The sequence below is a fragment of the Pseudomonadota bacterium genome (assembly GCA_023229365.1).
In the GTDB taxonomy this organism is placed as follows: Bacteria; Myxococcota_A; Polyangia; order JAAYKL01; family JAAYKL01; genus JALNZK01.
Window position 1 is genome coordinate 22,462 of record JALNZK010000013.1, and the last position, 12,712, is coordinate 35,173.

9 protein-coding genes and 1 pseudogene are annotated in these 12,712 nt (G+C 68.6%); 3 read left to right on the forward strand and 7 right to left on the reverse strand.

What is annotated here, in order from left to right; translation table 11 throughout:
* Nucleotides 1-42: 42 nt before the first annotated feature.
* The 3 genes from M0R80_09385 to M0R80_09395 form a co-directional block, all read right to left on the reverse strand.
* Nucleotides 43-300 (reverse strand): hypothetical protein, encoded by a 258-nt coding sequence (locus M0R80_09385; protein ID MCK9459836.1) that lies wholly within the window; start codon nucleotides 298-300, stop codon nucleotides 43-45.
* 133 nt (nucleotides 301-433) lie between these two features.
* The gene (locus M0R80_09390) at nucleotides 434-616 is read right to left on the reverse strand and encodes a hypothetical protein (protein MCK9459837.1); all 183 of its coding nucleotides are present in this window, start codon (nucleotides 614-616) and stop codon (nucleotides 434-436) included.
* A gap of 61 nt (nucleotides 617-677) precedes the next feature.
* Entirely contained in the window at nucleotides 678-1,124 is a 447-nt protein-coding gene (locus M0R80_09395; GenBank protein MCK9459838.1) for a hypothetical protein, read from the reverse strand.
* 492 nt (nucleotides 1,125-1,616) lie between these two features.
* On the opposite strand from M0R80_09395, the gene gdhA reads away from it, so the two are divergent.
* The 3 genes from gdhA (at nucleotide 1,617) to M0R80_09410 (ending at nucleotide 7,631) form a co-directional block, all read left to right on the forward strand.
* Nucleotides 1,617-2,972, forward strand: coding sequence for an NADP-specific glutamate dehydrogenase (gene gdhA / locus M0R80_09400; GenBank protein ID MCK9459839.1), 1,356 nt, complete (start codon nucleotides 1,617-1,619; stop codon nucleotides 2,970-2,972).
* 118 nt (nucleotides 2,973-3,090) lie between these two features.
* Entirely contained in the window at nucleotides 3,091-6,096 is a 3,006-nt protein-coding gene (locus M0R80_09405) for a histidine kinase (GenBank protein ID MCK9459840.1), read from the forward strand.
* A 44-nt stretch (nucleotides 6,097-6,140) separates the two neighbouring features.
* Nucleotides 6,141-7,631 (forward strand): hypothetical protein, encoded by a 1,491-nt coding sequence (locus M0R80_09410; GenBank protein MCK9459841.1) that lies wholly within the window; start codon nucleotides 6,141-6,143, stop codon nucleotides 7,629-7,631.
* On the opposite strand, the pseudogene M0R80_09415 reads toward M0R80_09410, so the two are convergent.
* From M0R80_09415 to M0R80_09430, 4 genes and pseudogenes are all read right to left on the reverse strand, one after another.
* Nucleotides 7,628-10,728: pseudogene (locus tag M0R80_09415) on the reverse strand (efflux RND transporter permease subunit). The gene M0R80_09410 and the pseudogene M0R80_09415 overlap by 4 nt on opposite strands.
* Nucleotides 10,725-11,867: an efflux RND transporter periplasmic adaptor subunit gene (locus tag M0R80_09420; GenBank protein ID MCK9459842.1), complete on the reverse strand. Its 1,143-nt coding sequence runs from the start codon at nucleotides 11,865-11,867 to the stop codon at nucleotides 10,725-10,727. Before M0R80_09420 ends, M0R80_09415 begins: the two are co-directional and overlap by 4 nt.
* A 56-nt stretch (nucleotides 11,868-11,923) precedes the next feature.
* Entirely contained in the window at nucleotides 11,924-12,070 is a 147-nt protein-coding gene (locus M0R80_09425) for a hypothetical protein (protein MCK9459843.1), read from the reverse strand.
* Nucleotides 12,058-12,711: a hypothetical protein gene (locus tag M0R80_09430; protein MCK9459844.1), complete on the reverse strand. Its 654-nt coding sequence runs from the start codon at nucleotides 12,709-12,711 to the stop codon at nucleotides 12,058-12,060. Before M0R80_09430 ends, M0R80_09425 begins: the two co-directional genes overlap by 13 nt.
* Between the last annotated feature and the right edge of the window lies 1 nt (nucleotide 12,712).

Consider the following 12,712-nt stretch of genomic DNA (forward strand, 5'->3'; position numbering starts at 1 on the left):
ATGTCACGGAAACCGCGCGCCGGCCAGAATTGCGTGCGTTTTTCAGGTGGTTTTAGCGGGCTCGTCGGTCGGCGCGTCGCTCGGCTCGTCACTCGTCGCGTCGTCCGCGTCGTCGTCGCCGTCGGTGTCCGGCTGCCCGCTGGCCCGCTTCGCGAGGCGGCGAAGGCGCTTCTCCTCCGCCTTCTTGAGCCGTGCGATCTCCTTCTGCCGCTTCTCGCCCTTGTACGCTGCTCTGTTGACCATCGCGTCCTCCCGGGTCCCGACCTCGGAGGTCGGCGTCACGAAGATCCTTTTTCGCACGTCGGGAGAGGAAAAGCGAGGGTCGTTGTCGGCGGCGAGCGGGCGCGCCCGGCGCCAAGTGACGAGTGAGCGGTCCCGCCCCCCCGTCTGTCTCAGTCGCCGGCCTTGCGCAGGAGCGTGGCCTGCTCGGGGGTCATACGGCGACGCCCTCGCGGCGCACGTTGAGGATGAGCGGGCTGCGCTCGTCCGAATAGCGATCAGAGGAGACGAACACGCACGAAATGACGACGTCGTGCTCCAGGGAGAGCGCGGCGGTGATCGGCCCGACGCGCTGGATCTCCTCCCCGGCGTCGACCACCCCGCGGACCACTATCATGACGTCGATGTCGGAGCCGGGCGATGCGTCCTCCGCGAAAAAGTGTCAGAGTCATTTGGCGTCATTTGGCGTCATTTGGCGGGGGTCTGTCTCTTTGGTCGCCGAGCTCCGCGGCGAACAGGCTCCGGCCGCCCACGTGGATCCGGCACACGAGGAAGTCCATCCCGGTGACCGGGCGGTAGAGGTCGAAGGAGATCTCCAGCGGCCGCTGGCTGACCTCCAGAATCGCGGTGGCGCGGCCGGCACGGGTGGAGGTCTCGCCCTCGAAGCGCACCGAGTGGTCGGTGGCCTGCCGGAAGGGGATCTCCTTCAGAACGGCCCGGAAGCGTTCGGGGCTGACCTTGGCGCGGAATTCGTCGTCGGTGCAGCGGTAGGCCTTCTCGACCTCGCCGGCCCTGAGCGCGCGCACGAGCTCGTCCGCCTTGGCCGCGTGGAAGTCCACCTCGCGCACTCCCTTCAGGATCGCCGGCAGGCCGAAGAGGGCCGCGATCCCCCCGAGACACAGCACGGTTACCGCGACTTCGACGGCGATCCGCCGGGCCGATCGCCTGGGCTTCGCAGGTGTCTTCCCGTTTTCTGCGCGCTCGTCCATGGCCGGCATCCATGGAACACCGGGCAACCGGAGCCTGTCAACGGCGCGGGAGCGGAAGGCCGGATCACGGCGTTGCCTGTCTTGGAGAGCGGGACACCGCAATCCGCGAGCGCGTCCCAGAGCGCTCCGTCGCCGTTCGCGTTCATGTCGTCGATTCTTGACGCTGCGGCGCGGATCGGCAATCGGTGCGGCTGCGCAGTGCGTCTACGCTGCCGGGCGCAAAGAGACCAGCGCGGTTCGCCGACGGGGCGTTCGCGTCCGCAAGGTCTCTGAAAACACGCTCTCGTGGGGCTTGACACCCCATCTCAAAAAGTGAAATAGCAGTAACCGGTTCGTTTGTCCCCGGACGTGCCGGGCACGCAAGGAAGCGGTGCGCGGCCGACTCCGGAACAGAAACAGGAGAGTCGCATGAGCACCGAAGAAATCTACCAGAGAGTGGCCGAGCAGAACCCGAACCAGCCCGAGTTCCTCCAGGCGGTCCAGGAGGTGTTCGAGTCCTTGGCGCCGGTCATCGAGAAGCACCCCGAGTACCGCAAGGCCAAGATCCTCGAGCGGCTCGCGGAGCCGGAGCGCGTGATCCTGTTCCGCGTGCCGTGGGTCGACGACAAGGGCGAGGTCCAGATCAACAAGGGCTACCGGATCCAGATGAACAGCGCGATCGGCCCGTACAAGGGCGGCCTCCGGTTGCACCCGACGGTCAACCTCTCGATCCTCAAGTTCCTCGCCTTCGAGCAGGTGTTCAAGAACTCGCTCACGACGCTCCCGATGGGCGGCGGCAAGGGCGGCTCCAACTTCGATCCCAAGGGCAAGTCCGACCGCGAGGTGATGGCGTTCTGCCAGTCGTTCATGTCCGAGCTGTTCCGCCACATCGGCCAGTTCACGGACGTCCCGGCCGGCGACATCGGCGTGGGCGGCCGCGAGATCGGCTACCTGTTCGGCCAGTACAAGCGGCTCGCGCAGGAGTTCACCGGCGTGCTCACCGGCAAGGGGCTCAACTGGGGCGGCAGCCTCGTCCGGCCCGAGGCCACCGGCTACGGCAACGTGTACTTCGCCGAGGAGATGCTGAACACGCACAAGCAGTCGTTCAAGGGCAAGACCGTCCTCATCTCCGGCTCCGGCAACGTCGCGCAGTACGCGGTCCAGAAGGTCCAGGATCTCGGCGGCAAGGTGGTCACGCTGTCCGACTCCAGCGGCTTCATCCACGACGCTGAGGGGATCGACCGCGAGAAGCTGAAGTTCCTCATGGAGCTCAAGAACGTGAAGCGCGGCCGCATCAAGGAGTACTGCGACAAGTACCCGAAGGCGACCTACAAGCCGGTCGATCCGTCCGCCCACTACAACCCGTTGTGGGACATCAAGGCGGACGTCGCGCTGCCGTGCGCCACGCAGAACGAGATCAACGCCAAGGACGCGCAGAACCTCGTCAACAACGGCGTGAAGTGCGTCTCCGAAGGCGCGAACATGCCGACGATGCCCGACGGCGTGAAGATCTTCCTCGACGCCAAGATCCTTTTCGGACCCGGCAAGGCCGCGAACGCGGGCGGCGTGGCCACCTCCGGCCTCGAGATGTCGCAGAACAGCCTGCGCCTCTCCTGGACCCGCGAGGAGGTCGACGGGCGGCTCCACGGCATCATGAAGGCGATCCACAAGAGCTGCGTCGACGCGTCCGAGCGCTTCGGCACCCCGGGCAACTACGTCAACGGCGCCAACATCGCGGGCTTCCTCAAGGTCGCGAACGCCATGATGGACCAGGGCGTCTGCTGATCCCCTTCGACTGAACCGACCGCAGTCCTCGTCGTCCGGGGCGGATCCACGCCCCCAATCCGGGCCGGATGGCAGACGGCTCTTGTGCGCAGCACCGCGTTCCGCGTATCAAGAACATATGGGAGATCGCGCGATAGAGGCCGTCGTCCGCCGCCGCGAGCGGAAGGCGGTGGAGCTCGAGTCGCTGATGTCCTGGCGCGCCCAGCGCATCCTGATCGTGTCGAGCCTCTACGACGCGTTCACGTTCCAGGAGGACGGATCGCTCGTCGAGCGGCTCTTCTCGGAGTACCTCGAGCTCAACCTGCGCACGGTGCCGATCGTGCAGCGGGCGTCCGCCGCGCGGGAGGCGCTCGAGGTGCTCGGCCGGGAGCGGTTCGACCTCGTCATCTCGATGCTGCGCGTCGGCGACGCGGACGTCCGCGAGCTCGTGCGGTCGATCCGCGGGATCGATCCGGAGATCCCGGTCATGCTGCTCGCCGCCAACCCGCGCGAGCTCGCCGCGGTGGATCTCGCGGGCCCGCTCGACGGCGGGGAGCGCGTGTTCGTCTGGAACGGGGACGTCCGGCTGTTCCTCGCCATGATCAAGAGCTGCGAGGATCGGATGAACGTCGAGCACGACTCCCAGGTCGCCGACGTCCCGAGCCTGATCCTCGTGGAGGACAACGTCCGGTTCTACTCCGCGTACCTGCCGATGCTGTACACCGAGCTATTGGAGCACAGCCACGCGCTCATGGCCGACGGCCTGAACCACATGCAGCGGCTCCTCCGGATGCGGGCCCGCCCGAAGATCCTGCTCGCGACGACGTTCGAGGAGGGCGAGCGGCTGTTCCGCAGGTACCGCGATCACGTCATGGGCGTCATCGTCGACGCGAGCTTCCCGCGCGGCGGCCGGATCGACGACGACGCCGGCATCGAGTTCGCCCGGCTCGTGCGCGCGGAGGCGCCGGATCGGCCGATCCTCATGCAGTCGTCCGTCCCGGAGAACGCCGCGCGCATCGGCGAGCTCGGCGGGCTGTTCGTCAACAAGACGTCGCCGACGCTGCTCCTCGAACTGCGGAGGTTCCTGCGCGAGCAGTGCGGCTTCGCCGACTTCGTGTTCAGGCTCCCGGACGGCGCCATGATCGCCACCGCGAACGACCTGCGCACGCTGCAGGAGCGGATCGCCGAGGTGCCGGTCGAGTCGATCCTCTACCACGGCGCGCGCAACGACTTCTCGACGTGGCTCATGAACCGGACCGAGTTCGAGCTCGCGCGGGATCTCAGGCCGCAGCGCGTGGGGGACTTCGCCGCGCCCGAGGATCTGCGGCGGCACCTCATCGCGGCGCTCGAGCGGCACCGCGAGCGGTCGCGGGCCGGCGTGGTGGCGGAGTTCTCGAGCGCGACGTTCGAGGGCACGAGCGGCTTCGCGCGGATAGGCGTGGGCTCGCTGGGCGGCAAGGGGAGAGGGCTCGCGTTCGTGCACTCGCTCCTGCGGGACTACGAGATCGGAGAGCGGTTCCCCGACGTCGAGATCTTCGTCCCCCCGACGGCGGTGTTGGCGGCCGGCGCCTTCGACAGGTTCATGGCCGGGAACCGGCTCACCGAGGTCGCGCTCGGCGAGGCGAGCGACGACGAGATCGCGGGGAGGTTCGCCGCGGCCGCGCTGCCGGAGGAGACGCTGCGCGCGCTGCGGACCTTCCTCGCGAGGGTCCGCTACCCCCTCGCCGTGCGATCGTCGAGCCTGCTCGAGGACGGCTCGCACCAGCCGTTCGCCGGCGTGTACCAGACGTGCATGATCCCCAACAACGAGGGGGATCCCGAGGCGCGGCTCGAGCGGCTCTCGGCGGCGATCAAGCGGGTGTACGCGTCGACCTACTTCGCGGCGCCGAAGGCGTACCTCGCGGCAACCGGCAACCGGCCCGAAGAGGAGAAGATGGCGATCGTCATCCAGCAGCTTGTCGGCCGCCGGTACGGCGATCACCTCTACCCGCTCGTCGCGGGCGTCGCGAGATCGTACAACTTCTACCCGATGCCCGGGATGCGCTCCGAGGACGGCGTCGCCTCGGTCGTGCTCGGGCTCGGCAAGGCGGTCGTCGACGGCGGGCGGTGCGTCCGCTTCTCGCCGAGCCAACCGGACCGGCCGTACCAGTTCGCCACGCCGGAGGAGTCGCTGCGCACCGCCCCGAGCGCGCTCCTGGCCCTCGACATGAGCGCGGAGCCGTGGACGCGCTGCGCCGCGGCGGAGATCGACTCGAACATCGTCGAGCTCGACCTCGAGGCGGCCGAGCGGCACGGGACGCTGCACGCCGTCGGATCGGTCTACGATCCCGACAGCCACGCGGTGTACGACGGCATCTCGAGGCCGGGGCCGCGGCTCGTCACGCTCGCGGGCGTGCTCAAGGGCGGCGCCTTCCCGCTCGCGGAGGTGCTCTCGTTCCTGCTCGACGTCGGCAGCGCGGCGTTCTCGTGCCCGGTCGAGATCGAGTTCGCGGCGGATCTCAGGGCCAAGCGCGGCGAGAAGCATCAGCTCGGCTTCCTCCAGATCCGGCCGATGGTCGGCGGCGGAGCCGCGGGCAAGGTCCGCGTGGACGGCGCGAGCGCCGAGGACGCCGTCTGCCTGTCGCACCTCGCGCTCGGCGACGGCCGGGTCGGAGGCGTCGCGGATCTCGTCTACGTCCCGGCCGCGACGTTCGACCGGGGCAAGACCGTCCAGATCGCGCACGAGATCGGCACGCTCAACGGCCAGCTGGTCGCCGAGCGCAGGCCGTACGCGCTGATCGGGCCCGGGCGATGGGGCAGCGCGGATCGCTGGCTGGGCATCCCGGTGTCGTGGGCGCAGATCTCGGGCGCCGCGTGCATCGTGGAGACCGACATGCACGACATCAAGGTCGAGCCGTCGCAGGGGTCGCACTTCTTCCAGAACATGACCTCGCTCGGGATCGCGTACTTCACGGTCAACTTCGGCGGGGCGGGCGGGCACCTCGACATGCCGTGGCTCGACGCGCAGCCGGCCCGGACCGAGACCCCCTTCGTGCGGCACCTGCGGTTCGACTCGCCGCTCGAGATCGCGGTGGACGGGCGATCCAAGGCCGGCGTCGTCATGAAGCCCGGGCACCGCCTGGGAGGCTACGTTCCGGCGAAGTGATTCGCCTTGAGGGTCGCATGGCCCGCCGGTATGCTCTCGCTGAAATGCTGCGGCCATCCGTTCACACCTGCGCCCTCGCGCTGCTCCTCGCGACGAGCGCCGGCGCCGACCCCACGAACTACCAGAAGTACGTGATCGGCGAGCGAGCGCTCGGCATGGCGGGCGCGTACACCGCGGCCGCCGACGACTCGATGGCGATCTACTACAACCCGGGCGCGCTCCCGTTCGCCGACGCCTCGACGGTCTCCGGGAGCAAGAGCGTCTACGCCTCGGAACGCCGAATCATCCGCAACGGCTTCGTCCCGGACTTCGGCTCTTCGAAGGACGCCGTGGACCTGGACACGACGACGGACCTGTCCTGGCCCTCCACCCTGACGCTCATGATAGGCTTCGGGAAGAAGAAGCCGAACGGCGGCGGGGTGCGCCACGCGGTAGGCTTCGCGATGCTGGTGCCCGACCAGGAGGACTACCAGTTCCGGGCGAAGCACAAGGGAGAAGGCACCTTCCCCGAGACGCAGACGTACTACCTCTCGGAATCCTACCGCACCGTCTGGACCGGCGTGGCGTACGCCGTGAAGCCGATCCGGAACTGGGGGTTCGGCCTTTCCGGCTTCTTCTCGAACTACAAATACTCCAGGCGGTTCGACAACAACACCTTCAATCCCCCGTACGACACGTCGACCTGCAGCGCCGACGGTTGCGGCGATCTCGAGATCACGGAGTCCCTGCTCAGGATCAAGGTGAACTCCCTCATCTTCAGAGCCGGCGCGCTGTGGATGCCGGCCGAGAGATGGCGCGTGGGGCTCGCCGTGACCGCGCCGAGCATCTTCCTCAAGGATATCTCGCGCGGCTCGCTCGACCAGACGTTCGGTTACGCCTCGTCCACCGATCCGGCAGACGCCAGAACGAGGTTGTACTCCGACGACTACAAGCTCTCGGTCGCCAGGCATGATCCCGGATCCCTCCGCGCCGGTGCGGCCTACTCGATCCCGGACACCTTCACGGTGGACCTGGACGTCAGCTTCTACTTTCCCGTGTCCTATGATCGAATCAAGGGCGATCCCGTCGCGCGCCGCCACGAGTCCGATCCGAACGCGAGCCCGGAGTGGTTCGACAACGGCGTCGTGCACCAGGTCGTGCGCCGGCCGGTGGTCAACGCCAACCTGGGTACCGAGTTCCTCTTCAGTTACGGGATCATACTCCGCACCGGGATCTTCACGGACTTCGCGGCCGCCCCGGACGTCGTGATGAGCGAGCTGCCCCAGCTGAGCCGGGTGAACCGCCTCGGCGGCGCCATGTCCCTCGGGTACCGGGGCCACGATCTCGACATCACCGTCGGCGTGATCGGCACGCACGGCAAGGGCGAGGCGAGCGTCTTCCACCCGCTCGCCGCACGCAGGACCAACGATCCCCCGTTCCAGCCCGAGCTCTACTACGAGAGCTCCATCCTCGTCTTCATCGCCGGCGTGCAGAAGGCGTTCGCGATCAAGGCGAAGCAAATCCTGGACAGGATCGCCGATCGAACCGAGGACTAGGCGGGAGCCGCGCGCCTGCGCCGCCGCCCGAGGAACCCCTGCAGCCTCTCCATGTACACGTAGAAAACCGGCGTGACGAACAGCGTGAGCGACTGGGAGAACAGGAGCCCGCCGACCACCGCGAGCCCGAGCGGCGATCGCGCCTCGCCGCCGGCGCCGTAGCCCAGGGCGATGGGCATGGCGGCGGCCAGGGCGGCGACCGTGGTCATCATGATCGGCCGGAAGCGCACCATGCACGCCTCGTAGATCGCCTCCTCCGGCGCCAGCCCCTTTCCGCGCTGCGCCGCGATGGCGAAGTCGATCATCATGATGCCGTTCTTCTTGACGAGGCCTATCAGCATGATGATCCCGACGAACGCGTAGAGCGACAGCTCGGCGCCGAAGATCCACAGCGTGAGCACCGCGCCGAACCCGGCGAACGGCAGCGCCGACAGGATCGTGATCGGGTGGAAGAAGTTCTCGTACAGGATCCCCAGCACCATGTAGATGACCAGGATCGCGACGAGCAGCAGCGGCAGCATTCCACGGAAGGCCTCCTGGAACGCCTGCGCGGATCCCTGGAACTTGCCGTGCACGCCCTCGGGGAGCGTCTGCGCGGCGACCGCCTGCACCTCGTCGATCGCCTCGCCTATCGACACCCCGGGCTTCAGGTTGAACGAGATCGTGACGGCCGGGAGCTGCCCGAAGTGGTTGACGCTCAAGGGCCCGACGCCGCTCTCGAGCTTCGCCACCGACTCGAGCGGCACGAGCTCGCCCCTGGTCGAGCGGACGTGCAGCAGCTGGAGCGCGCTCGGATCGCGCTGGAGCTCGGGCAGCACCTCCAGGATCACCTGGTACTGGTTGTTCGGCGCCAGGATGGTAGTCACCTGCTGCGAGCCGTAGGCGAAGAGCAGCGCCCGCTCGATCTGGCTTGCGCTGACGCCGAGCGCGGTCGCCGCGTCGCGGTCGATGCGGACGCGCACCTCCGGGTTCTTGAGCTGCATGTCGCTGGACACGTCGGTGATCGCCGGTATCGCCCGCATCTTCTCGAGGAGCGCGCCGGCGCTGCCGTAGAGCTGCTCGATGTCCGGCGTCTGCAGCGTGAACTGGTACTGGCTCTTGCTCATCATCCCGCCGACGTTGATGGGTGGCGGGTTCTGCAGCATCGCCCGGATCCCCGGGATCCGCGAAAGCTTCGGGCGCAGCCGCGCGATCACCTCGTCGGTCGTCGACTTCCGCTCCGGGTAGTCCTTCAGCGAGACGAACATGCCGCCCGCGTTGCTGCCGCCGCGCATGCCGCCCGAGCCCGCGCGCGAGTTGAACCGCGAGACGTCCGGGTCCTGCTGGATGATCGCCGCCACCGCCTGCTGGAGCTTCGCGAGCGCCTCGAAGGAGATCCCCTCCTGCGCCTCCGTCGACACCGAGATGAGGCCGGCGTCCTCGCTCGGGATGAAGCCCTGTGGCATGACTCCGAACAAGTAGACCGTGCCGGCGAGCATCGCTGCCGCGACCAGCATCGACAGCCACTTGTTCCCCAGCGAGAACCGGAGCATCCGCCCGTACAGCCGGGAGAACGCCTGGAACAGGTTCTCGCTCCAGACGAAGATCCGGTGGTGGCGCACCTCCTTGGGCGGCTTGATGAACCGCGCGGCTAGCATCGGCGTGAGCGTGAGCGACACGACGCCCGAGACGAGCACCGCGACGCCGATCGTGACCGCGAACTCCCTAAACAGCCGCCCGACGATGCCGCCCATGAACAGCACCGGGATGAACACCGCGGCGAGCGACAGCGTCATCGACACGATCGTGAAGCCGACCTCCTTCGAGGCGTCGAGCGCCGCCTGCATCCGCGGCTTGCCCATCTCCATGTGCCGGAAGATGTTCTCGAGCATCACGATCGCGTCGTCGACCACGAAGCCGACCGCGAGCGTCAGCGCCATCATCGACAGGTTGTCGATGCTGAAGTCGAGCACGTACATGACCGAGAACGTGCCCACGACCGCGAGCGGCAGCGCCAGGCTCGGGATCACGGTGGCCGACACGTTTCGCAGGAACAGGAACACGACCATCACGACGAGCGCGAACGTCAGGAGGAGCGTGAACTGCATGTCGTCCGCCGACTTCCGGATCGAGACGCTGCGGTCGAACATCATCTCGAGCGACACCGACGCGGGCAGCTGCTCGCGGAAGGTCGGACGAGCGCCTGGATCGCGGCGGCCACGGCGACGGTGTTCGTCCCCGGCTGCTTCTGGATCGCGAGCATCACCGTGCGCCGCTGCGCGTCCTTGTCGCAGAACCAGGCGGCGGTCTTGTTGTTCTCGACGTCGTCCAGCACGCGGCCGAGCTGCTCGAGCCGCACCGGCGCGCCGTTGCGGTAGGCGACGATTAGCGGCCGGTACGCCGCCGCGTCGTCGAGCTGCCCGTCCGCGCGCACGGCGAACTGCTTGTCCGGGCCGTACAGGATGCCGGTGGGGAGGTTGGCGTTGCCGGTGTCGATGGCGCTCGCCACCTCGTCGATACCGATCCCGCGCGCGGCGAGCTCGCGCGGATCGACCTGCACGCGCACCGCGTACTTCTGCGAGCCGTACACCGACACCTGCGCGACGCCCTCGATCATCGAGATGCGCTGCGCGACGACCGTCTGGCCCCACTCGTCGAGCGAGGAGAGCGTCTGCGTGGGGCTCGTCAGGGCGTAGAAGAGGATCGGGGAGTCCGCCGGGTTCACCTTGCTGAACGACGGCGGCGTCGGCATCGCGGCCGGCAGCAGGCGCTGCGCGCGGGCGATGGCGGACTGCACGTCCTGCGCCGCGGCGTCGATGTCGCGCTCCAGGCTGAACTGCAGCGTGATCTGCGTCGAGCCCTGCTGGCTCACCGAGTTCATCGTGTCGATGCCGGCGATCGTGGTGAACTGCTTCTCGAGCGGCGTCGCCACCGAGGCCGCCATCGTCTCCGGGCTCGCGCCGGGCATGCTCGCCGACACGGAGATCGTCGGGAAGTCGACGTTCGGGATGTCGGCGACCGGGAGCTGCCGGTACGCCATGGCGCCGAAGAACAGCACGGCGATCATCACCAGCGCCGTCATCACCGGGCGCCGGATGAAGATGGCGGAGATGTTCATGGCTTGGGCGGGCCGCCCGGGGCGGCCGTCTTCTCGACGATCCGCGAGCCGGGCTTGAGCCGCAGCTGCCCGTCGGTGACCACGCGCTCGCCCGCCGCGAGCCCCTCCTCGACGATCGCGTCGTCGGCGTACGTCCGCGCCACCTCGACGAACCGGTCCTCCACCGTGCCGTCGGGCTTCGCTACGAACACGTAGGAGCCCTTCTGGCCGGTCTGCACGGCGCGCGCCGGCACGGTGATCGCCCCGGCCTGCACGCTCAGCGTGACCACGACGTTCACGAGCTGCCCGGGCCACAGGCGGCTCTCGGCGTTCTCGAACTCGGCCCAGAGCTTGATCGTCCCGGTCGCCTGATCCACGGCGTTGTCGACGAGCACGACCTTCCCGGTCGCCGGCGTCTCCTCGGCGCCGGGGACGAAGGCGTCGACCCGCGGGGCGGACGCGGCCATCTGCGCCGTGACGCGCGGGAGCTCGCGCTGCGGCAGGGCGAACACCACCTGGATCGGGTGGATCTGGTTGATCGTCACGAGCGGCGCGTCGCCGGCCTTCACGAGGTTCCCGAGGTCGACCAGGAGATCGCCGGTGCGGCCGTCGATCGGGCTGCGGAGGGTGCTGTAGTCGACCTTCAGCTTGGCGCTCCGGATCGCCGCCTGATCGGCGCGCAGCGCGGCGGCGAGCGCCTCGGCGGCGGCGCGGGCGCTCTCGTACTGCTCGGCCGAGACGAGCTTCTGGTCGTAGAGCGCCTTCTGCCGCGTCGCCTCCGCCTGAGCGTTCTCGTACTGGACGCGGTTTCGGGCGAGGTTCGCCTCGGTCAGCTGCTTCTCGGCCCGCGCCGGACGCGGATCGATGGTGAAGAGCAGATCGCCCTGGGCGACGTCCTGGCCCTTCTGGAAGTGGACCCCGACCAGCACGCCGCCGACCTGCGAGCGGATCGCCACGGTCGCGTTCGGCTCCACCGTGCCGAACGCCTCGATCTCCACCGGCACGTCCTTCTGCACGACCTCGGCGAGCAGCACCGGCGCCGGCGGCTCCGGTCCGCCGGGTCCGCCCGGCTTCCCGGCCGCGGCCTCGTCGGTGCCGGTGCAGCCGGCGAGCGGCGCGAGGAGGAGGAGGAGGAGGTCGGTGTGCGCCGGGGCTCTCATCGCGCTCAGGCTAGCGGCCGGGTGCCGTGGGATCAAGGGATTTGTCTCGACGGCGCTCACCACTGCGCGCGGTCCTCAAAGGTCATCTTGTGCTTCTTGGAGTAGGCCCGGCAGGCGGCGCGCGTCCTAAACAGCGTCGGGTGCTCCTCGAGCCCGGTCTTAAGCAGCTCGACATCCGCGAGCGCGGCCTTCACCCTCTCCAACCTCGCGCCCCGCTCGTCCGGTGGGCACGGAATCGAGCAGTCGACGGGCTCCGCGGCGGGCGGCAGGCGGACCGCGGTGCCGCCGGCCATGGCGCGGAAGAAGTGCCCGTCGTGCGACTCGGTCTCCACCCCGACCCGCTCGCGGTCCGCTCGTACTCGTTCTGGAAGCCGCAGACGACGGTCACGTAGCCGGCGAAGGAGATCGAATCGCCCGAGACGGTCTTCGTCCTGCCGCGAGTGACGGTCTTCAGGTGAATCGACCCGTCGAGCGAGGACTCGTTCCGCGTGAGCTCGAGCTTGCGGCAAGAACGATCATACACATCGATCGTCCCCTCGGGCGGGGCCCAGTCGAGCAGCCGATCGAGCAGGCCGTCGTCCTCCTCGAAAGGGCGCAGCCGGGCGCTCTCCTCCGGCAGCTCGGCGCGCAGCCACGCCAGCGCCTCGGCGAAGGTCATGGCCGGAACGGCAGGCGCCGGCGTCAGCTCGGCGCGCCCCGATACTTCGGTGTCAACGAGCGAAGCGTCGGCAAGCCCAGCGTCCAATTCGGCGTCAATCCCCTCGGGGACCGGTGTCCCGACCTGTACGGCGCGCGGCCCGCACGCTGCGAGCACCATCGAAAAGAGCAGGATCGCTCGCGCCATT